Consider the following 25,777-nt stretch of genomic DNA (forward strand, 5'->3'; position numbering starts at 1 on the left):
TTTTAGACTGCACGTGGCGTGGAGGGGTTCCTGAAGGGCTCGGAGGGGCGTCGCCAAGCACGCAATTAGGTGGGTTGTGATGTCAACAAAACTTGACAAAATAAGAATAGTTTTAATAATTAGCTTGGTAATAGATTAAGAATGTCAAAATTACTGATCCCGCTATCACTGCTAAAAGAAAGGAAACGCAGTGAAATCTCCGCTCCCCATTCTTGCTGCGACATGTCTCGTTGTTGCAGCAAGCCCTCTTGCCTTTGCGCAGGACGTCGCGCCGGAACTGCCGGAATCTGCACTCGCCGAGGAAGCCCTCAAAGACCCCATAGCAACGGAGAGCCCCAACGAATCCGGTGACATTAAGGATGCCGCCGAAGAGTTAAAGAATTACTCCACAGCACCAGCACCTGGTGGTAACAGTCCGGTCGGTGATGAATACTCGGCCTTCTACCACGATGCTGTAGATCTGGAGTCATCCACCCCCGGCCAGCTTTTCCGTTCCGCGCCTGTTCGCAACCCGGCGAATACCCTCGGAATTACAAATATCGGCCCCTACAAGGCCCAGCGCATCCTGTATTCCTCCATCAACCGCACGGGAGAGAAAACGGCAGTCAGCGGCATTGTTATTGAGCCCAAAGCAGCATGGACGAAGCCTGGACCACGCCCGGTTGTAGCATTCGCCCCTGGTACCCAGGGTGTGGCAGACCGCTGTGCGCCGTCGCGCAAGATTGCTGAAGGCGTGGGAGACTATGAGCAGTTCTTCTTCGAGCAATACTTGAAGAAGGGATATGCGGTGGTGGTGACAGACTATGAAGGTCTTGGTACCCCAGGAATGCACACTTACATGGACAGAGTCTCCCAGGGGCACGCAGTCTTGGATAGTGCGCGTGCAGCACAGCAGCTGAGCGGTTGGGATATTAGTGGTGACAACCCCGTGTTCATTAACGGCTATTCGCAGGGAGGTGGGGCAGCGGCATCAGCAGCGGAGCTCTATGATGACTACGCGCCTGAGCTTAACGTCAAGCTAGCAACGATTGGTGCTGCACCCGCGGATCTGACGTTGCTGCCGCCGGCTCTCGACGGCACGCTGTACTTCCTTTTTGAGTCCTATGCGTTGTTGGGCTTGAGTAACTCCTATGGCGAAGACCTGTACGCTCATCTCAATGAGAAGGGGGCTGCAATTCTCAAGCGCGCCACCAACACCTGTACCCTGGGGCTGGCTGGCTTTTCAGGAACCACCATTGAACAGATCAGCAATGAGGGAAAGAGCGTTGACCAATTCGTTGCTACTGCGCCCTTTGACCGAATTCTGGCGGACCAGCACATTGGTTACGATGCGCCGTCGATTCCGGTGGTGGTTACGCACGGCCGCGGCGATGATGTGATTCCTTTCTCCACCGCTGAGCAGCTGGTTGAGCAGTGGACTTCGCGTGGCGCAAACGTGACCTTCATTCCGAATGATGCCCGCTCCCACGTGGCTGGTACCGTTCCGCATATTACGGAATCCGTCAAGGCTATTGAGGCAGCGCTGTCTTAAGAGGAAGGTGTCTCGGTCGCCTCAGTTCACAAGACAAACCCCTCGCCGGAGCTTAGTGATGAACTAGCTCGACGAGGGGTTTAAAAGAGGGAGGGGGAGGAGGGATCGAAGGCTACTTCTGAACCTTCTCCGCGGCCTCCTCGAAGTCCAAGTCATCGTTTTCTTCGACGAGCTTGGCCAAGCGGGTAGCCTCCTCGAATTCCTGGATGACCTTCTCATCCGGAGCCTTGGTGGCAAGGGACACGCCGACGGATACGAGCAGAGCGGAGATGAAGCCCGGAACCAGCTCGTAGAGGGTATCGCCCAGCGGGCTCATGCCCCAGCCAATGGCCACGACGGCACCGGTGATCATGCCGGCGATGGCGCCGGTGGAGTTGAGGCGCTTCCAATACAGCGACAGCAGGACGATTGGGCCGAAGGCGGAGCCGAAGCCAGCCCAGGCGAAGCCGACCAGACCCAGGATCGAATCCGACGGGTTGATAGCCAGCACGGCAGCGATGATGGCGATGGCCACGACGGCGGTACGGGAGAGGTTGATCAGAACCTCCTGGCGCGGCTTCTTCTTAGCGAAGATGAGGTAGAGGTCCTCGATGAGGGAGGTGGAGACAACCAGCATCTGGGAGGACATCGTGGACATGATGGCCGCGAGAACAGCGGTCAGAACCAGACCAGCAAAGAGCGGGTGGAACATGACCTGAGCCATGTCCAGGAAGATGGTCTCGTAGTTCTCCTGGTCAGTAATGGAGTGGTTGGTCTCAGTGAAGAAGACCGTGCCGGAGAGCGCCACAAAGATGGCTCCGATCAGGGAGATGCCCATCCAGCTGACACCGTAGAAGCGGCCCGCGCGGGCGTCGGAAGGCTTGCGCAGCGCCATGAAGCGCACGATGATGTGCGGCTGGCCAAAGTAACCCAGGCCCCAGGCCAGGTTGCCGATGATGACGGCAGCGGATACGCCGGAGAACAGGGAGAAGTAATTGGGGTTCTCAATCACGCCACCGGTGGCGTAGAGGTTCTCAGCGGCGAAGCTGAAGATCTCACCCGGGTTGTCCAAGGAGAAGAGCACCATGATCGGCACGATGATGAGCGAGGCGAACATCAGCAGGCCCTGGACGGTATCGGTGTAGGACACCGCCAGGAAGCCACCGACGAAGGTGTAGAAGACCGTCACGGCTGCCACGACGAGCATGCCGACCATGTAGTCGCCGCCGAAGCTGGACTCGAAGTAACGGCCGCCGGCCACCATGCCGGAGGAGACGTAGAAGGTGAAGAAGAAGATAATGATGGCCGCCGCGATGATGCGCAGCAGGCGCGACTTATCGTGCAGGCGGTTTTCAAAGAAGGAGGGCACGGTAATGGAGTTGCCGGCAATTTCGGAGTAGGAGCGCAGACGCGGCGCGACCCACTTCCAGTTGGCCCAAGCACCGATGAGGAGGCCGATCGCCATCCACAGCTCGGACATACCGGTCAGGAACAAAGCGCCAGGCAGGCCCATGAGCAGCCAACCCGACATATCGGAAGCGCCGGCGGATAGGGCGGCTACGAACGGGTGGAGGCCGCGGCCGGCGAGAACGTAGTCGTCGTACTCATCCGTCTGCTTGTAGCTCCAGAAGCCGATAGCGGCCATGGCAAGCAGGTAGATGATCATCGCAACGACATACCAAGTGGAGTCTTGCACTGATCTCTCCTTGAGATTGAGATTAAAAAATAGGACCTAACCACGCTAACGAGGCACAAGCTCCTACCCAACTGAAAATTGGCTGGTTGACCAGTATTTGGTTACCTTGGTCACAGCTTATTGTACGGTCTTACTGGTGTTACGTCGTTATGTAACGAGACTATAACGATTGTCTATTTAGGCAGGATTCGGGAACTTTCTGCGACCCCGTCCCCCAGAAGGCGTGCTGCTAGACTGGCCCCTATGGCTTCTTACCTGCTGCATGGCCTCTGGCTGCCCGTCTCCGGCCTGAGTCTATGGATCGAACAGGTCGAAGGGCACAAAATCATCATGCCCTCAGCAGTCCCAGAGGGAACCTTCCCGGATGTGGTCGATAGCATCCTGAGTAAGAAGACCTTCCGCAACCGAGCACGAGTGTCCCTGCGCACTCCAAAGGGCAAAGATGTCTCCCTCATGGTGCCCATGGCCATGTTCGCCCCGGATGAAGCGGTGGAGACCTTGGCCAAGCTGGAATACCTCGACACCGATAGCCAAGCGGCCACCCCGGAGCAGCGCGCGACCATCGCGCCAGATCTTTTGTGGCTCATCCGCGCCTACCGCGGCCTCTACCGTTTCGTCCGGGCCGGCCGCGTGACCATCCGCCTGTCCTACCAAGCCGGCGAGTGGTACCCGATGTGGCAACTGGCTTCGGGCTTGGGGGAGCGCAGCTGGCTGGCAGAGATGCTGGCCTCCGCGCCCGGCATCCTCTCCATTAATAACCGGGCTCTCTCTGATGATTTGGCGGATGAGCTCACACACTGGATTGCCTATACTCAGCTGCGCCCGCAGATCGATGCCCCACGCGCTGCACCCTGGCATGACTTCGCCCAGGCGCTGTTGAGAACTTCGCCCGTGAAGAAGGGGCGCGCGCAGTTGCTGCGCGGTCTCAACGAGTGGAAGGATTCCATTACCTCCGTCGATCTCCAGCTGGTGTTCCTCGTGGAGGAGCCACCAAATGAGAATGTCTCCGTCGAGGATGCAGCGTGGCCCATCCGCCTGCTGGTTCGTTCTGGGACTGATTCACCGATGCCGGTGCGGCAGGAGCAGTTGGATCGGGGGAGCGTCGAGAAGCTGCGCGAAGTCCGCCGCCATGCCTTCGACGTGGCACCGCGGCTGAAGTACAACTCCGCCCCGGCGAGCCGGAATGCGGGTGACTGGGATGTGTACCTGACCACGGAGCAGCTCGTGGATTTTGTCACCCACGACGCCGCCGCCCTGCGCAAAGCCGGCTTTACCGTGCTGCTGCCCAAGTCCTGGTCCCACATGGAGACCAAGGCCAAGCTGGAAACCACGGAGGTGCGCGATCCAGCCGATGCCGCCACCAAGGCGCACATCGGCATGGAAAAGCTGTTCAGCTATGACTGGAAGCTCTCGGTTGGGGATACGCAGCTTACCGACGCCGAAATGCACGAGCTCATCTCCTCCAAGTCTGGTCTCATTCGCCTGCGCGGCGAGTGGGTCATGGCGGATACCCAGGCTTTGAACAAGATCTCGCAGTACATGCGCGAGTTGGCGGACACAGCCCGCAAGCGCGCCCTGAAGGAGCTGGAGCAACTCGCCGCGACCGCGGAGATGGCCCGTCAGCTGGAACAACCCGGCTGGGAAGAACTTGTGGCCGAGGTGGAACGCCGCCGCAAGGAATTCAACGAGGGTGAACAAGAAGAAGCGGTCACGCTGGCGGACCTGCGCGAGATGGCCTTGAAGTCGATGGCGGAGGACCCCGTTGCCTTCACTGGCTCCGAGTGGCACACCTCGCTGCTTGGCGGGCTGGATAGTACTGCGCCCGACCGCGTGGAGATCCCCGATACGGTCCATGCCGAGCTGCGCGAGTACCAGCGCCGGGGCGTCGACTGGCTGTATTGGATGTCCCGCAACAACATCGGCGCGGTGCTGGCGGATGACATGGGTTTGGGCAAGACGCTGCAGCTGTTGTCCCTGCTGGCGGTAGAGAAGGCTGCCCATGAGACTGAGGGGGAAGCGGAGGCGTGGAAGCCCACCCTAGTGGTTGCCCCGACCTCCGTGGTGGGCAACTGGGCTAGGGAAGCCAAGCGCTTCGTGCCGGACTTTAAGGTCATGGTGCAACATGGCACCGGGCGCCTAAAGGGCGAGGAGCTGGTCACGGCGGCGCAGAACGCCGATATCGTCATCACCTCCTATGGCACGGTCAGCCGTGACTTCCTGACCTTGAGCAAGGTGGAGTGGGACCGCGTGGTCCTCGATGAGGCCCAAGCGATCAAGAACGCCTCCACGCGCTCCTCCAAGGCCGTGCGCGCCATCCCCTCGCGGCACCGCGTGGCGCTGACCGGCACGCCGATTGAGAACCGGCTGTCGGAAATGCGCTCCATCCTGGACTACTGCAACCCCGGGATCCTGGGCTCAGCTTCCTTCTTCCGCAACCACTTTGCCAAGGCCATCGAGCGCGAAGGAAGCGATGTCATGGCGGAGCGCCTGCGCCTGCTCACCGGCCCGTTCATCTTGCGCCGCCTCAAAACGGATCCGAATATCATCGATGACCTGCCGGAGAAGTCCGAGCAGATTATCACCGTGCGCATGACCGATGAGCAGGCAGCCCTCTATAAGGCTCTGGTCAATGACGTGGAGCAGGCCTTGGCAAAGAAGAAGGAGGGGATCTCGCGCCGCGGCCTCATCTTGGCATCGCTGACCCGCATCAAGCAGATTTGCAACCACCCAGCGCACTTCTTGGCCGATGGCAGCGCTGTCACCATCAAGGGCAAGCACCGCTCCGGCAAGGTGGAAGAACTCATGCGGATCATCGACCAAGCCATCGAATCCTCGGAGCGCGTGCTGGTCTTTACCCAGTACAAGGCTTTCGGTGACGTCCTCCAGCCCTACCTGTCTGAGCAGCTGGGCTGCGAGATTCCCTTCCTCCACGGCGGGGTGAGCAAGAACCGGCGCGACCAGATGGTGGAGGAATTCCAGGCCGATGATGGCGCACCCGTCATGCTGCTCTCGCTCAAGGCGGGTGGTACCGGGTTGAACCTCACGGCGGCGTCGATTGTCGTGCACATGGACCGCTGGTGGAATCCGGCGGTGGAAAACCAGGCCACGGACCGCGCCTTCCGCATCGGCCAGCAGCGCAACGTACAGGTCTACAAGATGATTACCGCCGGTACTTTGGAGGAATCCATCCAGGACATCCTCGACGGTAAGACGCAGCTGGCCGGTGCCGTCGTGGGCGAAGGCGAGGGCTGGCTCACCGAACTGAGCCCCGAGCAGCTGGCGGACCTCATGAGCTACAGGGAACAGGAGAAGTAAATGGCACCAAAGAGTCCTGAGGACAACAACGTCATCTACGCCAACTTCGGCACCCGCAAGCGCGTGAGCACTCCGGAGGAGGTCAACCGCGTCGACCGCGTGCGCACCATGCAGCCGGCGGCCACGCGCCTGCTCAACTTTGTCAACCAGCAAACGGATTCCGGCCGAATTCGCCGCGGGCGCCAGTACGCCACGGAGGGCCACGTCGTGGGCCTCGATGTGCGCAATGGTGCGGTGCACGGAAAGGTCGCGGGCTCTCAGAACGAACCTTTCGCGGTGCTTATCCAGGTGCCCTACCGCAATAACGAGGACATCGGGCGGCTGTCGGAGATGTTCGCGCGCACGCCCAACTCCGTGGCGAAGGCCAGGGAGGGCATGCTTGCCGACGCCTCCCTCGACATCCTCATCGCCGAGTACCCCGACGACCTCCGCTTTTCCTGTACCTGCCCCGACCCGGAGTACGTGTGCAAGCACGTCGTGGCGGTGGCAGACCGCCTCGCGGCCCGGATGGATGCCGATCCTTCCGTGATTTTTGCCCTGCGCGGACTCGACTTCGCGCGGCTCGAGCAAGCGGTCATGGAGCAGGCCAAGGCGGCCTCGGAGGACTCGTTTTCCGCTTCTGCGGCCGCTGAAATCTCGGCCGAGGAACGCAATGCTTTGTTCTGGGAGGGGCGCGAGCTGCCGCCGTTGCCGGAGCCCAAGACCGCTCCTGCGGTGGATGATTCCGACCCGGAACTGTTGCGCAAGGCCATGCGCTCCGTCAGCCATACGAACATAGATTTGCTTCGGGCGGTCTCCGATGTCGAGGACCTTTACTATCATCTGACGCACTAGACATTGCCACCTTAAGGGGAGGGGCTCACACGCCCAGCCCTGGACCACGTTGTAGGGAGTTTGCATGGCCGCGGTCACGTTCATCCACACCTCCGATTTTCAGCTGGGCATGACCCGCTGGTTTTTAAGTCCCGCGGCGCAATCGCGTTTTGATGATGACCGCGAGGCGGCGGTGTTGCGCCTGGGGGAGCTGGCCACCGAGACGGGTGCCGAGTTCATCGTCGTGGCCGGTGACGTGTTTGAACACAACTCCTTGAGCAAGTCCACGCTGCTGCGGGCGAAGGATATGTTCAAGCGCCTGCCGGTTCCGGTCTACCTGTTGCCCGGCAACCATGACCCTCTCGTGGCGGATTCCATCTTCTTCAACTCCTTTGCGGATAACGTGCACGTGATTGCTGATTCGGAGCCGATTGCGGTGCGCCCGGGCGTGGAGATCGTCGGTGCTCCTTACCTGTCCAAGCGGGCTAATTATGACCTCGTGCGCCGTGCGCTGGAGCCGCTGCCGCCTGCCGAGGAGGGCGCGGTTCGCATCGCGGTGGGCCACGGCCAGGTGGAATCCCGCGCGGGCGAGGGCGAGGATTCGGATGCCGATACGATCGACCTCGCCTTCGTGGAAGAGTGCCTGGATAAGGGTGTTATCGATTACCTGGCGCTGGGGGATACGCACTCCACCGAATCTTTGGGCCGCTCCGGCAAGGTATGGTTCTCCGGCAGCCCGGAGACCACGGCCTTCGACGATCGGGAGCGCGATTCGGGCAACGCCTTGGTGGTGACCGTTGAGGGGGAGCGGGTGGACGTCGTCAAGCACCGCGTTGGCCGCTGGGACTTCCGGGCGATTGATGCGGACGTTAACTCACTGGAGGAGGTCGAGGCTTTTCTTGCGGAGCTCGATGCCGTTCCGGAGAAGATTCGCACCGCGGTGAAGTACAGCCTGCGTGGCACCGTGGGCTTGAGCGCGCAGGCCCGTCTGGAGCAGGGCCTGGCGGAGATGGAGGAGGTCTTTGCCTCCCTCAAGCCGCGCAAGAGGACCATGGACCTGCATCTGGCGCCCTCAGAAGAAGAACTCGGCGAGCTGAGTTTGAGCGGGTACGCCGCCGATGCGCTAGCGGAGCTGCTCGAGGACCTAGATAATCCCACTGCCCGCGACGCCGCCAACCTGCTGTTCCGCCTCAGCGCGAAGGGAGCCTAAACCATGATGCAGCTGCATTCTGTTGAACTAAACAACGTCCGGGGCGTGGAGCACCTGGAGGTCAAGGACCTCCCGGAGACCGGGGTGGTGGTCATCGGTGGGCCGAACGAAGCTGGAAAGTCCACGCTGGTGGAGGCCATCGATTTCGTGCTCACGGAAAAGCACACGGCAAATTCCAAGCCGGTGAGGGCGCTGCAGCCTGCCGGCCGCGATGTGGGACCTGAGGTCACGCTGGAGGCAACCGTGGGGCCCTACCGTTTCCGCATTCGCAAGCGGTGGGTGAAAAAGCGCACCTCGGAGCTGCATGTTTTCTCCCCGCGCCCGGGCCAGTGGACCGGTGCTGAGGCCGATGGGGAGTTGGAGCGCATCCTCAGTGAGCACGTGGACCGCGCGCTTCTCGACGTCCTCTTCGTCCGCCAGGACGACCCCCACCAAGGCATCGCCGCGGTGGGCATTCCTTCCCTGACCGCAGCGCTGGAGGAGGAAACCGGGGCGAGTGCCGCGGCGGAAGACTCCGAGCTGCTCACACGCATCGAGGCGGAGTACAAGGAGTACTTCACCGCGAAGACAGACAAGCCGGCAGGAGACTATAAGTCCGCCATCGCCGCGCTAGCGGATGCTGAGGAGAAGCACGCTGCCACCGAGGCCTCGCTGCGGGAGCTCGACGGCGTGGTGGAGCGCTATGAAGCCGCCGAGCTGAAGAAGAAGGATGCTGAATCCGCTCTGCCGGTGGCCGCGGAAGAATGCGAGCGCCGTGACGGTGAGCTGCTCGCTGCTCGGGCCGCCCAGGAGAAGGTCACCGCGCAGGAGGCGGCGGTGGCTCGGGCAGCGGAGGCCGTGACGCGCGCGGAGGAGGAAGCGCAGCGCCGTAAAGCTGTGGTTGCTGAGCATGCCGCAGCTGTCGAGGCTGCTGAGCGTGCCGCCGCCGCGGTTATTCAAGCCCGCGAGCGCGCCGAGGAAGAAGCCGCCGTCCGCACGAAACTAGAGGAAGAGCGTGCCGAGGTCCACAAGCGCTATGAGGCCGTGCGCGAGGAACGCCAGCGCGCCCGCCGCGAGCAGCAGCGCGCTGAACGTGAGGCTCTGGGCACCCGACTCGAAACACTGAACAAGCTGGAAGAGACTTTGGCAGCCCGCCGCCGTGAGCTGGCGGCGACTCCCGACGTACCGAACCTTCAGGCCTTGGAGGACGCGGCTCGCGAGGTCACCGTCCAGGAGCGCCTGCGGGCGGCCGCGGCGTCCAAGCTCTACTTTTCCGGCAAGGGCTCCTTTGTCGTCGATGGCGAGGAACGTGCGCTGGAGAACGGTCAAGAACTGGCAGTCGAACTGCGCGAGGGCACCACGCTGAAGGTCGGTGATATCACCGCCCGCTATGCAGCCGGCGCAGGTGATAGCGGTGAGGAAGGCGTGGAGAAGGCCCGCGTGGAGCTCGCACGCCTGCTGGAGGATGCCGGGTGCGAAGACCTTGAGTCCGCCCGCGCCACCCACGAAAAGCACGCGGAGCTGGCCTCCGCCACGGATACTGCTGCCCGCGAGCTTCATGCTGCGCTGGGCGGGGAGGACCTCGGTGAGCTGCGTGCGCGCTTTGAGGCGGGCGCGGCCGATGCTGAGGACGCCGAGGAGGCCGGCGGGACTACTGAGGACGACGCGAAGCCGCGGGAGCTGACTGTGGTGGAGCGTGAGGAAGAGGAGTTGCGCAGGAAGCTGGATGAGCTTGATCGCGCCCTGGCGCCCTACCGCGAGAACAAGGCGGGCGCGGCACTGGAGGTGGCTATGGTCCGTGCGGAGGAGGCCACCGTGCAGCGCGATGCCAAGGCCGCGGCAGTGGAGTCGGCGCGTGCCCAGCTAACGGATGAAGGCGTGACCGCCGCTATCGAAGCAGCACGGACCGCGCACACTGCTGAGAAGAAAGCGCTGGAGGAGATGTCCGCCGTCGATGTCGACACCGCGGAGCAGTTGGCGCGGGGAGCGCACACGCACGTTGAATCCTTGAAGGCAGCGGTTAATGCAGCGGTGGGGGATATGCGTGAGTTCCGCGGGCTTATCGATATGCACTCGGGCGCGGCCGAAAACGAGGAGAAGGCCGCTGCCGAACTCGACGTTGCTCGTGAGCGCCACGCTGCCATCCAGCGCCGCGCGGAGGCCGCGCGCTACCTGCGTTCGCTCATTCTGCGCCATCGCGACGCCGCCCGTCAGCGGTATGCCGCGCCTTTCGTCACTGCGCTCAACGGACTAGCCCGCACCGTGTTCGGCGGTGACGTGGACTTCGAGCTTTCCGAAGAGCTCAAGGTGCAGGCGCGCAGCCGCAACGGCGAAACCGTGGCCTTCGATGCGCTCTCCGGCGGCGCCAAGGAGCAGTTGAGCATCCTGACGCGCTTTGCCATCGCCCAGCTGGTGTCCAGTGAACCGGTACCCGTCGTTATCGATGACGCGCTGGGCTCCACCGACTCGCAGCGTCTCCAGCTCATGGCTGCGCTGTTTACTAAGGCAGGGAAGACAACACAGGTCATCGTGCTCACCTGTATGCCGCAGCGCTATTCCTGGGTACCCGGTCGCATAGACCTTGACATGGTGAGGCTTAGGAATGCTTAAGAGCCGGAGTGTAGGGTAAGTGCCATGACAGCGGATATTCGATGGCTCACCGGCAGCGAGCAAGAGCTGTGGCGCCAACTCCTGGCCAGCATTCGCAAGATTAATCGCGGCATGGAGGAAACCCTCTTGGCCTGTAGTGATATCTCGGCGGCTGAATTCTCGGTGCTTGTTTCGCTTTCGGAGGCACCCGAGCACACCCTGCGCCTGCGCGAGCTGTGCACAGAATTGGAGTGGGACCGCTCGCGCGCTTCCCACCAGATCACCCGCATGGAAAAGCGCGGGCTCGTGCGCAAAGAAAAGTGCGCAGGCGATGCCCGCGGCGTGGAGGTCGTCATGACGCGGGCCGGCCGAGAGCGCCTTGAGGCGGCGGTGCCAGAGCATGTTGAGTCCGTGCGCCGCATGGTTTTTGACCATCTGGATCCCGCCGATGTTCCGGCGCTTCTGCGCTTTTGTGAAGGCGTGCTCTCGGAGAAAAACCTTCCGGGCTATGACGGCTTCGTGCCGGACGAGCGTCTGGGCACTCGTGACCACTAGCTGCGCCCACCGGGGTAGAGTAGGCCCCGTCCGTTTACGCACCAGGAGGTGACCTGTCCACATCATGATGGGACAAGAATTGTTCGAGCACCCAGAGCGCCAATACACCACGTACGGCATCACGGCGCTGAAGGACCTCAGCGCTCAGGTAGGCCCCGCCGAGGACCTGGAAGAGCTCAGCGAGGAGCAAACCGCCGCACTTGAGCACGCCCTCGAACAGCACTCGGACGAGGCCCTGACCTACGATGATGCCTCCCAGTTGTGGATTATCGGCGCGGAGTATGACATCGAGCGCATGTTTCAGGATCGTGAGGACTTCGTCGAAGCGCTCAACAACAATGAGGACCCTGGGGTCTAGCCCACAGTCGGTGTCATACTAAAGGCGGATAGCGGCCGAAATATCTGCGTTTAACTACGGTCAGCTCTGCATAAACTGCTAAGATACTCTGTGTTAATGGGCGAGCATCCCACACGCCACCACGAGACGGTTTCCGCGAAAACTTCTCAGGCACAGGGAGCTAAGTGAAAGGACTAAACATGATCGTCGAGCGCGATTTGGCTCAGGAGCAGCGCGAAGCAGCTGCCCGTGACAAGGCTGATGGCTGGGTTTCCGTCTTCGTTGAGTGGATTCCCTCCATGCTTCTTTCCGTGGTGATGCTGGGCGCTTTGATGCTCGGCATGTACTACGTCGAGCACGGCACCCTGGACATCACCCAGCCGATCGTCAACCAGTACATCACCCAGTAACTGGTTCGCTCCTCACGCTGCCGCCCAGCGGGGAGTAGCTTGACTTAAAGCCCCAGCAGTATTTCCTGCTGGGGCTTCACTCTTTCCCCCTTAACCCTCCTTACCCGCGTCTCGACGCTTCAGCCCTTGTCCTTCGCGCTCACGCATTCCTTGCCCTCGCCCTTCGTGCTCACCGTCGATCTCAATCAGCCGCCGTCCGCGGCTTCGGTGAGCGCGAAGGGAGTATTTATCCGATAGCCTGAACTCCATGGACTCTCGCATCTACGTTCGCTATCTCAACGGACCGCTCTTGTGGTCCGGAATCGTCGTTGGCCTTGCCGTCGTGGCCGCAGTGGTACCCACAATGATCGATTCCACGTGGGCAGCCATCCTTTTTGGCGCCTTGGTCATCGCTACAACCGTGGCCTGCATCATGATGCGGGTGAAGATCGTCGTGAATGACGATGACGTTGTGGTTTCCATCCTGGGTATCTTCACGAAGAGAATTGCACTCAGCGATATCACCGGTGCCAGCGTCGGGCCTGAGACTGGGCTCAAGGAAGGCGCGGGCCCGCGTGTTGTCGACGGCGCTCCGGCCTACATCGTCTCTGGGCCGACCGTGCGCATCGAGCAGGGCAGTAGCTCTCTTATCGCCTCTGCGAAGAATCCTGAGGAAGTGGTCGCGGATATTGAGGCGCGCTTGCGCTAGTTCCATATCCCCAGACCTCGATCCCGAAACCTCCAAGTGAGTGGCTTGGTGCCGCTGAGCGCTGGGCGACGCCCACCTGCAGGTTGTGGGTTTCAGGTCTGGGGGAATGCAGAATGGCAGAGTGCGAAAGGCTTTCCCGCACTCGTGGCATTATTGAAAATACGGGCCGGGGCGCAGCCTGAGTGGAGAGAGATTTAGGCATGAAAAAGTGCCCCTGACAGGGATCGAACCTGCGACCTTCGGTACCGGAAACCGATGCTCTAATCCGCTGAGCTACAAGGGCATTGCTGGCGAAATGCCAACGATGCGATTCTAGCCTATAAAGACTGAAGCGCAGTAATTGGCCTCACGCCGATGGGGGTGTGGTGGGAGGAGCGAGCGGTTAGGATCGCCGCTCGCTCGTCTCCCGCAGCCTGTGCGACTAAGCGGGCTGCTCCTGTGCCTGGGGCTGGTCAAAGAAGCCCGGCGCATCCGCGGTGTGGACCTCACCGGTGCGTAGGTAATCAACCACGATCTGGTCGACGGCCTTGTTGCCCATCGCGAAGTGGCCGTGACCCGGGCCGTGGACAGTCACCACGCGGGACTGCATCGGGTCCGAGAGACCGCGGTAGAAAGCGTACGGGGTCTGCGGATCACCGGTTGCCTGCAGCTGCAGCGGCTTGGTCTGCAGGTTCTGGCCGGAGACGGCAATTGGAGTGTTGACCGGTGCGCGGCCACCGCACCCTGCGCCGGAGGCGTACATCGAGTTGAACAGCGTGAAGGGGTCAATCGTGACGTAGTTCGACCAGAGGAACGCCGGAATGAGGGTGGGATCCGTCGGCGCGGTGTTCTCATTGCACATGATGATGTTTTGCATGCTCACGGCATTGAGAACGTCCTGCTGAGCCTGCTGCGGATCCTGCTGGGCCTGCTGCTGTGCAGCCTGCTCCTCAAAGTTGATTGGCTCGATGCCGCCAATGTGCTTAGCCAGCGTGTCCCAGGACTCTGGGCGGGGGAGAAGCTCACGGGTCGCGGACAGCGTCGGCGAGGAAGCTTGGACAGCCTGCGGGTTGCGTACCTTGCCGGCGAGGTGCTCCGCCTGCACACGCAGCTCACCGGTAGCAGTCATAATGTTGGCACCTGGCTGGCCGGCGAACTCCAGTCCTGGGGGCAGGTCACCAATCTGGGCGTTAGGTGGAAGCACGGTGGGGCGCACGCCTGCCTCGGCGGCAACAATCTGGGACCAGCGCTCGTAGGCCTTCAGCGGGGTCTTTCCGGCGTGGTAGGTGGCGTCATTCTTGGCCACGTACGCAAAGAAGTCATGCAGCGCATTCTCGTAGCCTGCCTGCTGGGAAGCGAAGATCTGGTTCCACGCCATCTTCGGATTCATACCGGAATCCAGCACGACCTTGTCGGTGTGCTGTGGGTAGAGCGTGGCGTAGGTGGAGCCCAGGAAGGTGCCGTAGGAGAGACCGGCGATGTTGATTTTCTCCTCGCCGAGTGCCTGGCGGACAACCTCCCAGTCCTTTGCGGTGTTTTCCGTCGTCAGGGAGTCCGTGTAGCCGGGGGTGTTCTTCTCGCAGTCATTGCGGGTAATCGCGCCGATCTGCGTGATCTCCGCAAGGGGATTGGCGCCCAGCTCACTGGCCGTGCAGTTCACCTCTCCCGACTCGCGCAGGCCACGCGGCTGCACACCGATGATGTCGTAGCTCTGTTTGACTTCCTCCGGCCACGCGGCGAAGCTCACCCAGCTATACGCGTCACCGCCCGGGCCACCCGGGTTGGTAAACAGGGTGCCCTGTCGGTTTCCGGTGGCCTTGAGGCGGATGAGGCCGACGTCGATGGTGCCTTTCTCCGGGGCATCGTGATAGGTCGGAACGGTCACGTGCCCGCATTCAGCGCGCTCTTCGGTGACCCCTTCCGGGCACGGGCCCCAGTTGATGGTGGGTTGATCGGCGTGAGCAACAGCGGGCGCGGCAACCAGGCCGGCAGCAACAGCTACGGGCCCCAGCACCGAGCCTAAAACGCGAGAAAGACGCATAGAATAAGGCTCCTAAAATCGTTAATAAGTACGTGCCTTATCCTATGCGCCGGGGGTGATGTGAGCCGAGTGTTCGGAAGGGGCGGGTGCCCCCGAACGTCACACTACTTAACAATCACCACAATAAGATCGCGCGGGCCGTGGACACCCTCCACGCGGGAGAGCTCGATATCCGAGGTAGCGGAAGGGCCAGAGATCCACGTTGCCGGGCGCTCCGGGTTCATACGGGAAACCATCTCCGGGACACCGTAGACGATCTGGTCCTTGCGCACGATACACACGTGACGGTCCGGCACCAGGGTCAGCGCGCGACGGCCACAGGTCTCATTGGACTCAAGCACAATGGTGCCGGTCTGCGCGGAGGTGACGTGGGATTCGGTCACCACGGCATCGACAGCGTCGAGCTCGCGCGGGTCCTTGGCGTTGTCGTCTGGGGTGGTGGTGCCTTCGAAGCCGTCGAGAAGCCCAGCGTCCATGCCGGGTGCGTAGACGACGTTCGAGCAACCGCGCTCTTTAAGGATGTCCACGAGGGTGGAGTTCAACCCAGACTCATCGGTGACGTGCACATCAGCCTTGTAGTCTTCGAGGCGGTCCACCAGCATCTCACGCAGCTCATCCTCGTTGAGCGTGCCTTCCTTCTGGTACTCGCGCGGAATGTCTACGTGGTCCGGCAGGCCGGCCTGCTTCTGGGCGGCGGAAATGCGGTTGAGGATTTCCTCTTTGGCGGTGGTCACTTGATGCCCTCCTTCTTGGCTTGGGCGAGGAGTTCTTGAGCTTCGTCAGTGTCGAACCATTGGCGGAAGGACTTCTTCGGCGGAACGGCGGTGTCGCGTACGTCGGACCACCCAGACATGAACAGCGGCAGCTTGTCGATGACTCCGTTGAAACCGCCGAGGACACGGCCGAGCGCCACCATGTGGGTGATCTGGTTCCAGATCTTCGGGTTCTTCCACACCAGCTCAACTACCTGGAAGAGTTTCTCTTCGACCGGCGGGGTGGCGTGGGTGACCTTCTGGTAGCGGTTTTCCAGAATGACCTGGGAGAGCGGGATGCGCACCGGGCATACCTCGTCGCAACGGCCGCACAGGGAGCAGGCATAGGGCAAGCTTGCCGACGGATCGTTGTGGTCCTTCATGCCAGTCAGCTGCGGCGTCAGGGAGATACCAATCGGGCCCGGGTAAACGGAGCCATAAGCGTGGCCGCCGGCGCGCTCGTAGACCGGGCAGACGTTCAGGCAGGCAGAACAGCGGATGCACTTGAGTGCCTCGTGGCCCTTGGGGGAGGACAGAGCAGCGGTGCGGCCGTTATCCAGCAGCACGATGTGGAAGTTCTGCGGGCCGTCACCTTCGGTCACACCAGACCACATGGAGGTGTACGGGTTCATGCGCTCTGCAGTGGAGGAGCGCGGCAGAAGCTGGAGGAAGACCTCGAGATCCTGGAAAGTCGGGACCAGCTTCTCAATACCCATCACGGTAATGAGCGTCTCTGGCAGAGTCAGGCACATGCGGCCATTGCCCTCAGACTCCACGATGTTGATGGTGCCGGTTTCTGCCACACCGAAGTTAGCGCCGGAGATGGCGACCTTGGCCTTCATGAACTGCTCGCGCAGAAACTGACGGGATGCCTCAGCCAGTTCCGCCGGCTCGGCCTTGAGCGAGTCATCGGTATTTGGCATCTTGTTGACGAAGATATCGCGAATCTCCGCGCGGTTGCGGTGGATAGCGGGGACCAGAATGTGGGAAGGCTTGTCCTCACCCAGCTGGACGATGAGCTCCGCCAGGTCAGTCTCTTGGGCGTGGATGCCGGCTTCTTCCAGGTGCTCGTTGAGCGCGATTTCCTGGGTGGCCATGGACTTGATCTTCACCACGTCGGTCTCGCCGGTTTCGCGGATAAGGCCCTCGATGATCTCGTTGGCCTCCTTGGCATCGCGTGCCCAGTGGACGATGCCTCCGCGCTTGGTCACCTGCTCTTCGAACTGGACCAGCAGTTCGCCCATGCGTACGGCGACGTCATCCTTGAGCGCGGAGCCGGCGTCGCGAAGCTGCTCCCAGTCCGGGGTCTCATCCACGGCGTGCTGGCGCTTGTCACGAATGGTGGTGGTGGCGTGGTGCAGGTTGCGGCGCTGGGTGGCGTTGTTGAGGCCCACGTGAGCCAGCGGCACGAAGGCCTTCGAGCCGCGCAGGTTGCCGTAGCCTTCAGGAGCGCGCGGAGGAGTGGTGTCGAGGAAGGAAGTCATTAGAGCATCTTCTCCTTGGAGTAGGCCGCAGAGGTAGGAGTCCACGGGTGTTCCTTGGTGGAGGCGAGGATTTCCGCCAAGTGGATAGCGCGAACACCGGAGCGCTGGCGAGCCAGAGCACCGCCGATGTTCATCAGGCAGGAGGAGTCACCGCCGGTGACGTACTCGGCCTCAGTTTCGCGGATGTGGCGGGTCTTATCACCGACCATTGCCGCGGAAACCTCGGCGTTCTTGAGCGCGAAGGTGCCACCGAAACCACAGCATTCTTCTGCATTTGGCAGCGGGGCGAGGTCGATTCCCTCGACCTCCTTCAGCAGCTGGTAGGGGCGGTCACCCAACTTGAGGAAGCGCAGGCCGTGGCAGGAGGGGTGGTAGGTCACGCGGTGGGGGAAGAAGGCGCCGACGTTGGTGACCCCGGCGACGTCGACAAGAAACTCCGGAAGGTCCAGCGTCTTGCCGGCTGCCTTCTTGGCGCCGTCCACATCGGCGGCGGTACCGAAGCGATTGGCAATCATCTCGTGCTGCTCGCGTACGGCACCCACGCAGGAGCCGGAGGCGGAGACGACGTAGTCGATGGAGGGATCCGCGAAGGCGTCCGCATAGGTGCGGATCATGCCCAAGGTCTGCTCCTGGTAGCCGGTGTTGATGTGCATCTGGCCGCAGCAGGTCTGCTCCTCTGGGAAGACGACGTCATAGCCTAGGCGGGAGAGGATGAGGGCTGTGGCCTTGTGGGCATCGGGGAAGAGTGAATCACCGATGCAGGTGGAAAACAATGCTATTCGCATTCGTGAGCGCTCCTTAATCTGCCTCCATGTGGCTTGTCCCGTGCTGGGCACAGCGGAGTTGTACTCGGATGCGCGCTACCAGGACAGCCGCACTGGGCATTTTTCGAGTTTGTATCTTTGAGCCTACCGCCCAAAACTCACATTATCGAGGCGGAATTAGCCCTCCTACCTGGCGTTTTATCGCAACATTAATGTTGTGAAATTCCTTACGTGCAGAGATGAAGCGGACACAAAACGCGGGCAAGCGAAAACCCCCAGACCGAGCGGGCGAAGCGCCCTATTCTGGGGGTAGTTGGTGCTGAGGACTGAGAACTTAAGGAACCAGGAAGCCCAGCACGTTGGTCATGAGGAAGACGATGATGCACACGACGGCAAGGAAGGCCACGGAGTAGCCCACAACGGCCTTGAAGATGCGGGATTCCTCGCCCTCCATTTGAACCGCAGTGGCTGCAATGGCCAGCGACTGCGGGGAGATCATCTTGCCCACAACGCCACCCGAGGTATTGGCAGCCAGCATGAGGTCCGGGTTAACGCCGATGCGCTCAGCAGCGGTGACCTGGAGGTTGGCAAAAAGGGCGTTAGCGGAGGTATCCGAACCGGTAACAGCGGTGCCGATCCAACCCAGAACGGGGGAGAAAAGCGCGAAGATGCCGCCGACGGAGGCCACGAACTGGCCGATGGAGATGGTCTGGCCGGAGTAGTTCATGGTGTAGGCCAGCGCCAGGACCAAGATGATGGTCAGCGCAGAGAACTTCATGCGGGAGATAACCTCGCCAAACTTAGCTAGCGGTGCCGATGCCTCCAGCGTGTAGCGGCCGTTCTCGTTGAAGGACATGTAGATAACAGCCACGATGATGCCGGAAATCAACAGCAGGGTGCCCGGGTTGCCCAACACGTTGAACTTAAACGCGGTATCCATGGCTTGGCCTTCGGCGTCGAAGACGGTGCCGTCGAGAAGCGGCCAGGCAACGTTGACCTGCAGGAAGCCGAAGATGGCCGGCCACGCGGTGGCGATGGCGAAGACAGCGGTCACCACGGCATAGGGCAGCAGGGCCATCCAGATGCGGCTGCCGTTGAGGTCCGTGACCCCTTCCTGGGCGGGCAGCTCCATGCGCTCACGCAGGCTGTCGACACCCTTGGGCTTCCATACACGCAGGAAGATAAAGCCCGCGCCGAGGGAGACAATGCAGGCCACGACGTTAGTGAGTTGGTAGGCGAAGAACGTGGCGGCTGCCCACTGGGCAATAGCGAAGGAGATGCCGATGACAGCGGCGGCAGGGCCGGCTTCCTTGACGCCACGCATGCCGTCGAGGATGAAGAGGATAAAGAACGGAACAACCGCAGCGATGAGCAGCACCTGCAGGGAGATGAGGCTCGCAATATCGGCGGTCTGCTCGGCGGTGCGCCCGCCCACGGAGCCGGCGGTGGTCACCGGGATGCCCACCGCACCGAAGGCCACGGGCGCGGTGTTGGCGATGAGTACCGTGGTGGCTGCCTTGAGGGGCTTAACACCCAGTGCCAGGATCATGGTTGCCGTAATCGCCACGGGGGCGCCGAAACCGGCGAGGGCCTCCAACAGGCCGCCGAAGCAGAAAGCGATGAGGATGGCCTGGATGCGAATATCGCCATCGCCCAAGAGATCAAAGGTCTTGCGCAGGTCATTGAAGCGGCCAGAGGCCACGGTGACCTCGTAGAACCAGATGGCGGTGATGATCACCCAGACGATGGGGAAGAGGCCGAAGAGTCCACCGCGCACCGCGGAGGACAAAGCCATGCCGGTTGGCATGCCCATGCCAAAAATGGCGATGAGAACCGCCACTACGAGCGCGACCGCACCCGAGGTGTGAGCGCGGGCCTTGAGCCCCAGGAGCATGATAAAGAACGCGATGAGCGGCAGCGTCGACACCAGCGCGGTGAGCCCGACGTTGCCAGCAATGGCGTCGGTGGTGATATTGAAGGTTGACATAAAGCTCAATTCCAGTTGGCTCCCGTCGGCGTCCCCGTGGAGGTCCCCAAGATGCGGCACCGCATGTTTCGGCCGAGCGAGAGGGCGAAAGGTTGGATCGATTCAGATAACGCCTTTTAGGGTAGAACTTGGTGCTTCGCTGTGCCGCATTGTTCACCTGATGGGGGTGGGTGACCTTGCTAACCTCTGCGACCTGATAGCGCCTCCCAGCGGCGGAGACGATAGACTTTGGCCCTATGAATCCTGAAGATCTTTCCGTCCTGATCAAGAACACCGCCGCCGCCGTGCTCACCGAGCATGAACTGGACGCCTCCGTCCTACCGGAGACCGTCACCGTGGAGCGCCCGCGCAACCCGGAGCACGGCGATTACGCCACCAACCTGGCACTCCAGGTAGCCAAGAAGGCTGGTGCCCAGCCCCGCGAGCTGGCGCAGTGGTTGGCGGATGCCCTCGCCGGCAACGACGCCATTGATGAGGCCTCCATCGCAGGCCCGGGATTCCTTAACATTCGCCTCGCTGCCGCTGCCCAGGGCGCCATCGTGGCCCAGGTGCTCAATGCCGGCACAGACTTCGGCAGCAACACCACCTACCAGGGCAAGAAGATTAACCTGGAGTTCGTCTCCGCGAACCCGACTGGCCCGATCCACCTGGGCGGAACCCGCTGGGCTGCCGTGGGCGATTCGCTGGGCCGCGTGCTCGAAGCCTCCGGCGCGGAGGTGACCCGCGAGTACTACTTCAACGATCACGGCGGACAGATCGACCGCTTCGCTCGCTCCCTCGTGGCTGCCGCCAAGGGCGAGCCCACCCCGGAGGACGGCTACGGCGGCGATTACATCAAGGAGATCGCGCAGGCGGTAGTGGAGAAGAACCCCAGCGCTCTCGACGGCAGCGACGCCGACGTGCAGGAAGCCTTCCGCTCTGCCGGCGTGGAGATGATGTTCGCCCAGATCAAGGAGTCCCTCCACGAGTTCGGCGTGGACTTTGACGTCTACTTCCACGAGAACTCCCTCTTCGAGTCGGGCGCGGTGGAGAAGTCCATCCAGAAGCTCAAGGACAACGGCAAGCTCTACGAAGCCGAGGGCGCATGGTGGCTGAAATCCACCGAATACGGTGACGATAAGGACCGCGTGGTCATCAAGTCCGATGGCAACGCCGCCTACATCGCCGGCGATATCGCCTACGTGGCCGATAAGTTCGACCGCGGCCACGACCTGGCCATCTACATGCTGGGCGCAGACCATCACGGCTACATCGCTCGCTTGCGCGCTTCCGCCCAGGCTTTGGGCTATGACCCGGAGGCCGTCGAGGTCCTCATCGGCCAGATGGTCAACCTGGTCCGCGATGGCCAGGCGGTCAAGATGTCCAAGCGTGCCGGCACCGTCATCACTCTTGATGACCTTGTCGAGGCCATCGGCGTCGACGGCGCGCGCTACTCCCTGGTGCGCTCTTCCGTGGATTCCAGCCTGGACATTGACTTGGGCCTGTGGGCTTCGCAGTCGGCGGATAACCCGGTCTACTACGTGCAGTACGGCCACGCCCGCATCTGCTCCATCCTGCGCAAGGCAGAAGAGCTGGGCTTCGATACTGCCGCGCTTGCCGACGCCCCCCTCGACCTCCTCACCCACGATAAGGAAGGCGACCTCATTCGCACCCTGGGCGAGTTCCCGGAGGTTGTGGCCACCGCCGCCACGCTGCGCGAACCGCACCGCATCGCGCGCTATGCCGAGGAGCTTGCCGCCGTGTTCCACCGCTTCTATGACCAGTGCCAGGTGTTGCCGAAGGCTGGTGAAGAGACCGAGTCGATTCACTCCGCACGCCTCGCCCTGGCTGCAGCTACCCGCCAGGTCATGGCCAATGCCTTGACCATGGTCGGAGTCAGCGCACCGGAGAAGATGTAACAAAAGGTATCGATGACTGATTTCAATTCTCTCCCGGCCCACGTGTGGCCGCGCAACGCTGCTCGCGGCTCCGACGGAGTGGTATCGATCGGCGGCGTTTCCCTGACCGAGCTGGCCGAAGAATACGGCACCCCGCTCTATGTCTTCGACGAGCAGGACTTCCGCTCGCGCTGCCGGGACATGGCCCAGGCCTTCGGCGGCCCCGACCACGTGCACTATGCCTCCAAGGCCTTCATTACCAAGCGCATCGTACGCTGGGTAGATGAGGAAGGGCTGTGCCTTGACGTGGCCTCCCTCAACGAAGCCAAGCTGGCGCTTGCCGCGGACTTCCCGTCGGAGCGCATGACCGCGCACGGCAACAACAAGGAAGACGAGTACCTCGAACTGTGCGTAAACGAGGGCATTGGCCATGTGGTGCTGGATAACGCGGAGGAGCTCTCGCGCCTCAACAGCATCGCTGCGGCCGCCGGCCATGTGCAGCCGGTGATGATCCGCGTGAAGCCTGGCGTGGATGCTCACACGCACGAATTCATCGCCACGGCCCACGAGGATCAGAAGTTCGGCATTTCCCTGTCCACCGGCGCCGCCTTCGAGGTCGCGCGCACGGTGCTGGAATCCGCGAACCTTAAGCTCGTGGGCTTGCACTGCCACGTGGGCTCCTCGGTGTTTAATGCCGATGGCTTCAAGTTGGCCGCCGAGCGCGTGCTGAGCCTGTACAAGCGCATTCACTCCGAGCTCGGCGTTGCCCTTGAGGAGCTGGACCTGGGTGGCGGCTTCGGCATTCCCTACATGGAATACGAGGAAGCCCTCGACGTCGCCACGCTGGCCAAGGATTTGCTTGACGCAGTGGAGAGCACCGCTACCGAGCTCGGTATCAAGCCGCCCTTCGTGCTGGTGGAGCCCGGCCGCTCTCTGGTGGGTGCCTCCGCGGTCACCGTCTACCGCGTGGGCACGGTCAAGGACGTGGAGACCGGCAAGGCGGATCTGCCGATGCGCCGCTACCTTTCCGTGGACGGCGGCATGTCCGATAACATCCGGCCGGCGCTCTATGGCTCGGAGTATGACGTGCGCGTGGTCAACCGCCGCACCCAGGGCGAGCCGGTGGATTCGCGCATCGTGGGCTTCCACTGCGAGTCCGGTGACATTCTGGTCAACGAGCGCCGTTTCCCCTCGGATATCACTACCAGGGATCTCCTCGCTTTCGCCACCACTGGTGCCTATCAGTACATGATGGCCTCGCGCTATAACGGTGCTTTGCGCCCGGCGGTCGTCTCTGTGTGTGACGGCAAAGCCTCGCTCATGCTGCGCCGGGAAACGGTGGAGGACTTGCTGGCGTTGGACGTCGACTAGCGCGGCGTTGCCACAGCTCACCGCATTTTATTCACAAAGACATGGCCGGTCGCACGTTGTGCCGGCCATTTTGTATAGAAATAGACAGCTCGTTCTGTATAGTGATGGGCTAGCACGTAAGAATTTTTCGCAATTTCAACAAGGGGACACCATGACGACGACGAACCGTAGCAAGAAGCCCGAAGGCGAACCCGTAGGAATCGCGCTGCTTGGATTTGGCACCGTGGGCGCTGAGGTTTTCCGCCTCGTGCAGGAGAACGCTGACGCTTTTGCGCACCGCATCGGCGGCCCCGTGGAGATCCGCGGCGTCGCCGTGCACAACAAGAACAAGCTGCGCCCAGGCGTGCCAGAGGAGCTGCTGACCGACGACGCCAAGGCGCTTGTCCTGCGCGATGATATCGACCTCGTCGTCGAGGTCATCGGCGGCATTGATTTCCCACGCGAGCTCGTTCTCGCAGCCCTCAATGCCGGCAAGTCCGTGGTCACCGCCAACAAGGCACTTGTTGCCGCACACGCGGATGAGCTCGCTGAGGCCGCCGACCGCGCCGACGTTGACCTGTACTTCGAGGCCGCCGTGGCTGCCGCCATCCCGGTCGTCGGCATGCTGCGCCGTTCCCTGGCCGGTGACAAGATCCAGCGCATCTCCGGAATCGTCAACGGCACCACGAACTTCATCCTGGACGCCATGGAATCCACCGGTGCCTCCTATGAGGACGCACTGGCTGAGGCCACGCGCCTGGGCTACGCCGAGGCCGATCCCACCGCTGACGTGGAGGGTCACGACGCCGCCTCCAAGGCCGCCATCCTGGCATCCCTGGGTTTCTACACCCGCCTGACCTTCGACGATGTTTACTGCGAGGGTATTTCCAAGATCACCGCGGATGACATCAAGGCTGCGAATCAGGCTGGCTACTCCATCAAGCTGCTGGCCATCTGTGAGCGCCTCGTCGATGAGGAGACCGGTGCTGAATCCGTCAACGCCCGCGTGCACCCGACCTTGGTTCCGAAGGAGCACCCGCTGGCTTCGGTCAGCCAGTCCTACAACGCCATCTTCGTTGAGGCAGAGGCCGCTGGCTCTCTGATGTTCTACGGCAACGGCGCCGGCGGTAACCCGACGGCATCTGCTGTGTTGGGTGATGTCATCGGTGCGGCACGCAACATTGTCCACGGCGGCCGTGCGCCAGGGGAGAACACCTACGCCAACCTACCTATTGCGGAGTTCGGAGAAGTGGAAACTCGTTATCACGTCGACATGGAAGTTGAAGACCGCACCGGCGTGCTTTCCGCCATCTCCGGTGTCTTTGCCCGCCACGGGGTCTCCCTGCGCACGGTGCGCCAGGAAGACGGCGATGCCACTGCTCGCCTCATCGTGGTCACCCACGCTGCGAAGGAAGCGGTGCTCGAGGATATCGTCGCGGCCCTCGGCGAGCTCGATGAGGTCAAGGCCGTCCACTCCGTCATCCGCCTGGGCGTCTAAGGGGCTTAAGTACAACAATGAGTATCGATATCGAAGTAGGCACCAAGGTCACCGTCCAGGTTCCGGCCTCCTCGGCCAACCTGGGCCCGGGCTATGACACCCTCGGCATCGCGCTGAGCCTCTACGACACCGTGGAGGTAGAGGTCACCCGCTCCGGCTTGGAGGTAGAGATCTTCGGCGAGGGCGCCGATGAGCTGCCTCGCGACGGCTCCCACTTGGTGGTCAAGGCCATCCGTTCCGCGCTCAAGGCTGCTGACGTCGAAGTCTCCGGCCTGCGCGTGGTGTGCACGAATAACATTCCGCAGTCCCGCGGCTTGGGTTCCTCGGCCTCTGCCGCGGTGGCAGGTGTTGCCGCGGGCAACGGCTTGGCTGGTTTCCCGCTCTCCGAAGAGCAGGTTGTGCAGCTGTCTTCGGCCTTCGAAGGCCACCCGGATAATGCTGCGGCCTCCGTGCTGGGCAACGCGGTGGTCTCTTGGACCACCGTGCCCGTCGACGGCCGCTCGCTTCCGGAGTACCGCGCTGCCACTTTGGAGGTGCACCCGTCCATCAAGGCCACGGCCTTGGTCCCGGACTTCCATGCATCAACGCAGGCAGTGCGCCGCGTGCTGCCTTCGCACGTCACGCATGCTGACGCCGCTTTCAACGTCTCCCGCACCGCCGTGAACGTGGCAGCACTAACCGCTTACCCGGACCTGCTGTGGGAGGGCACCCGCGACCGCCTGCACCAGCCTTATCGCGCTGATGTCCTGCCGGTGACCGCGGAGTGGGTCAACCGCCTGCGCAATCGCGGCTATGCCGCCTACCTGTCGGGCGCTGGCCCCACCGTCATGGTCCTGCACACCGAGCCCATAGAGGAAGCGATCCTCGACGATGCCCGCGAGCAGAACCTGCGCGTACTGGAGCTGGAGGTCGCCGGGCCGGTCTCCGTCGAGCGTGGTTAGGC

19 protein-coding genes and 1 tRNA gene are annotated in these 25,777 nt (G+C 62.1%); 13 read left to right on the top strand and 7 right to left on the bottom strand.

Going from position 1 to position 25,777, the window contains the following annotated elements; genetic code table 11:
• Positions 1–190 precede the first annotated feature (190 nt).
• Positions 191–1,531 (top strand): lipase family protein, encoded by a 1,341-nt coding sequence (locus tag HWX44_RS00655; RefSeq protein WP_175972826.1) that lies wholly within the window; start codon positions 191–193, stop codon positions 1,529–1,531.
• Positions 1,532–1,643: 112 nt separating this feature from the next.
• Here HWX44_RS00655 and putP read toward each other — a convergent pair whose 3' ends face one another.
• Positions 1,644–3,206: a sodium/proline symporter PutP gene (gene putP, locus HWX44_RS00660; RefSeq protein ID WP_175972827.1), complete on the bottom strand. Its 1,563-nt coding sequence runs from the start codon at positions 3,204–3,206 to the stop codon at positions 1,644–1,646.
• A gap of 243 nt (positions 3,207–3,449) precedes the next feature.
• Between putP and HWX44_RS00665 the strand changes: the two genes are divergently transcribed.
• From HWX44_RS00665 to HWX44_RS00700, 8 genes are all read left to right on the top strand, one after another.
• The gene (locus tag HWX44_RS00665) at positions 3,450–6,521 is read left to right on the top strand and encodes a DEAD/DEAH box helicase (protein ID WP_175972828.1); all 3,072 of its coding nucleotides are present in this window, start codon (positions 3,450–3,452) and stop codon (positions 6,519–6,521) included.
• Positions 6,522–7,355: an SWIM zinc finger family protein gene (locus HWX44_RS00670; RefSeq protein WP_049155122.1), complete on the top strand. Its 834-nt coding sequence runs from the start codon at positions 6,522–6,524 to the stop codon at positions 7,353–7,355.
• A gap of 64 nt (positions 7,356–7,419) precedes the next feature.
• Complete coding sequence (locus HWX44_RS00675) at positions 7,420–8,544, top strand: metallophosphoesterase (protein ID WP_175972829.1); 1,125 nt, start codon at positions 7,420–7,422, stop codon at positions 8,542–8,544.
• A gap of 3 nt (positions 8,545–8,547) precedes the next feature.
• Positions 8,548–11,133, top strand: coding sequence for an AAA family ATPase (locus HWX44_RS00680; RefSeq protein ID WP_175972830.1), 2,586 nt, complete (start codon positions 8,548–8,550; stop codon positions 11,131–11,133).
• 24 nt (positions 11,134–11,157) lie between these two features.
• Entirely contained in the window at positions 11,158–11,667 is a 510-nt protein-coding gene (locus HWX44_RS00685; protein ID WP_175972831.1) for a MarR family winged helix-turn-helix transcriptional regulator, read from the top strand.
• Between the two features lie 64 nt (positions 11,668–11,731).
• Positions 11,732–12,025 carry a molecular chaperone GrpE gene (locus HWX44_RS00690; RefSeq protein ID WP_175972832.1) on the top strand — a complete coding sequence of 98 codons (294 nt, stop codon included), beginning with the start codon at positions 11,732–11,734 and terminating at the stop codon, positions 12,023–12,025.
• A 179-nt stretch (positions 12,026–12,204) separates the two neighbouring features.
• Positions 12,205–12,414: a hypothetical protein gene (locus tag HWX44_RS00695; protein WP_046648910.1), complete on the top strand. Its 210-nt coding sequence runs from the start codon at positions 12,205–12,207 to the stop codon at positions 12,412–12,414.
• 247 nt (positions 12,415–12,661) lie between these two features.
• On the top strand, positions 12,662–13,102 hold the full coding sequence (locus HWX44_RS00700) for a hypothetical protein (RefSeq protein WP_049155110.1): 441 nt from the start codon (positions 12,662–12,664) through the stop codon (positions 13,100–13,102).
• 209 nt (positions 13,103–13,311) lie between these two features.
• On the opposite strand, the gene HWX44_RS00705 is transcribed toward HWX44_RS00700, so the two are convergent.
• From HWX44_RS00705 to HWX44_RS00730, 6 genes are all read right to left on the bottom strand, one after another.
• A tRNA-Arg gene (locus HWX44_RS00705) sits at positions 13,312–13,385 on the bottom strand.
• Positions 13,386–13,523: 138 nt separating this feature from the next.
• The gene (locus HWX44_RS00710; protein ID WP_175972833.1) at positions 13,524–15,122 is read right to left on the bottom strand and encodes an alpha/beta fold hydrolase; all 1,599 of its coding nucleotides are present in this window, start codon (positions 15,120–15,122) and stop codon (positions 13,524–13,526) included.
• A gap of 104 nt (positions 15,123–15,226) precedes the next feature.
• Positions 15,227–15,856, bottom strand: coding sequence for a LutC/YkgG family protein (locus HWX44_RS00715; protein ID WP_070443739.1), 630 nt, complete (start codon positions 15,854–15,856; stop codon positions 15,227–15,229).
• Positions 15,853–17,358, bottom strand: coding sequence for a LutB/LldF family L-lactate oxidation iron-sulfur protein (locus tag HWX44_RS00720; protein WP_175972834.1), 1,506 nt, complete (start codon positions 17,356–17,358; stop codon positions 15,853–15,855). Before HWX44_RS00720 ends, HWX44_RS00715 begins: the two co-directional genes overlap by 4 nt.
• On the bottom strand, positions 17,358–18,143 hold the full coding sequence (locus HWX44_RS00725; RefSeq protein ID WP_070754403.1) for a (Fe-S)-binding protein: 786 nt from the start codon (positions 18,141–18,143) through the stop codon (positions 17,358–17,360). Before HWX44_RS00725 ends, HWX44_RS00720 begins: the two co-directional genes overlap by 1 nt.
• A gap of 313 nt (positions 18,144–18,456) precedes the next feature.
• Positions 18,457–20,109, bottom strand: coding sequence for an L-lactate permease (locus tag HWX44_RS00730; RefSeq protein ID WP_175972835.1), 1,653 nt, complete (start codon positions 20,107–20,109; stop codon positions 18,457–18,459).
• Positions 20,110–20,345: 236 nt separating this feature from the next.
• On the opposite strand from HWX44_RS00730, the gene argS reads away from it, so the two are divergent.
• The 4 genes from argS (at position 20,346) to thrB (ending at position 25,775) form a co-directional block, all read left to right on the top strand.
• Positions 20,346–22,007 (top strand): arginine--tRNA ligase, encoded by a 1,662-nt coding sequence (gene argS, locus HWX44_RS00735; RefSeq protein ID WP_175972836.1) that lies wholly within the window; start codon positions 20,346–20,348, stop codon positions 22,005–22,007.
• Positions 22,008–22,019: 12 nt separating this feature from the next.
• A complete protein-coding gene (gene lysA / locus HWX44_RS00740; protein WP_175972837.1) occupies positions 22,020–23,357 on the top strand; it encodes a diaminopimelate decarboxylase in 1,338 nt (445 codons plus the stop codon).
• Positions 23,358–23,508: 151 nt separating this feature from the next.
• Positions 23,509–24,834 (top strand): homoserine dehydrogenase, encoded by a 1,326-nt coding sequence (locus HWX44_RS00745; RefSeq protein ID WP_175972838.1) that lies wholly within the window; start codon positions 23,509–23,511, stop codon positions 24,832–24,834.
• 17 nt (positions 24,835–24,851) lie between these two features.
• The gene (thrB, locus tag HWX44_RS00750) at positions 24,852–25,775 is read left to right on the top strand and encodes a homoserine kinase (protein ID WP_175972839.1); all 924 of its coding nucleotides are present in this window, start codon (positions 24,852–24,854) and stop codon (positions 25,773–25,775) included.
• Positions 25,776–25,777 lie beyond the last annotated feature (2 nt).

Origin of the sequence: Corynebacterium sp. Marseille-Q2823, assembly GCF_903645345.1 — a bacterium.
In the GTDB taxonomy this organism is placed as follows: domain Bacteria; phylum Actinomycetota; class Actinomycetes; order Mycobacteriales; family Mycobacteriaceae; genus Corynebacterium; species Corynebacterium hiratae.

Bases quoted from the DNA above. Each gene is read 5' to 3' on its own strand.
- HWX44_RS00665 (WP_175972828.1), top strand. From the start codon at position 3,450: ATGGCTTCTTACCTGCTGCATGGCCTCTGGCTGCCCGTCTCCGGCCTG.
- HWX44_RS00730 (WP_175972835.1), bottom strand. From the start codon at position 20,109: ATGTCAACCTTCAATATCACCACCGACGCCATTGCTGGCAACGTCGGG.
- HWX44_RS00720 (WP_175972834.1), bottom strand. From the start codon at position 17,358: ATGACTTCCTTCCTCGACACCACTCCTCCGCGCGCTCCTGAAGGCTAC.
- HWX44_RS00710 (WP_175972833.1), bottom strand. From the start codon at position 15,122: ATGCGTCTTTCTCGCGTTTTAGGCTCGGTGCTGGGGCCCGTAGCTGTT.
- thrB (WP_175972839.1), top strand. From the start codon at position 24,852: ATGAGTATCGATATCGAAGTAGGCACCAAGGTCACCGTCCAGGTTCCG.
- HWX44_RS00685 (WP_175972831.1), top strand. From the start codon at position 11,158: ATGACAGCGGATATTCGATGGCTCACCGGCAGCGAGCAAGAGCTGTGG.
- HWX44_RS00670 (WP_049155122.1), top strand. From the start codon at position 6,522: ATGGCACCAAAGAGTCCTGAGGACAACAACGTCATCTACGCCAACTTC.
- HWX44_RS00675 (WP_175972829.1), top strand. From the start codon at position 7,420: ATGGCCGCGGTCACGTTCATCCACACCTCCGATTTTCAGCTGGGCATG.
- HWX44_RS00745 (WP_175972838.1), top strand. From the start codon at position 23,509: ATGACGACGACGAACCGTAGCAAGAAGCCCGAAGGCGAACCCGTAGGA.
- argS (WP_175972836.1), top strand. From the start codon at position 20,346: ATGAATCCTGAAGATCTTTCCGTCCTGATCAAGAACACCGCCGCCGCC.
- HWX44_RS00695 (WP_046648910.1), top strand. From the start codon at position 12,205: ATGATCGTCGAGCGCGATTTGGCTCAGGAGCAGCGCGAAGCAGCTGCC.
- HWX44_RS00690 (WP_175972832.1), top strand. From the start codon at position 11,732: ATGATGGGACAAGAATTGTTCGAGCACCCAGAGCGCCAATACACCACG.
- lysA (WP_175972837.1), top strand. From the start codon at position 22,020: ATGACTGATTTCAATTCTCTCCCGGCCCACGTGTGGCCGCGCAACGCT.
- HWX44_RS00700 (WP_049155110.1), top strand. From the start codon at position 12,662: ATGGACTCTCGCATCTACGTTCGCTATCTCAACGGACCGCTCTTGTGG.
- HWX44_RS00725 (WP_070754403.1), bottom strand. From the start codon at position 18,143: ATGCGAATAGCATTGTTTTCCACCTGCATCGGTGATTCACTCTTCCCC.
- HWX44_RS00680 (WP_175972830.1), top strand. From the start codon at position 8,548: ATGATGCAGCTGCATTCTGTTGAACTAAACAACGTCCGGGGCGTGGAG.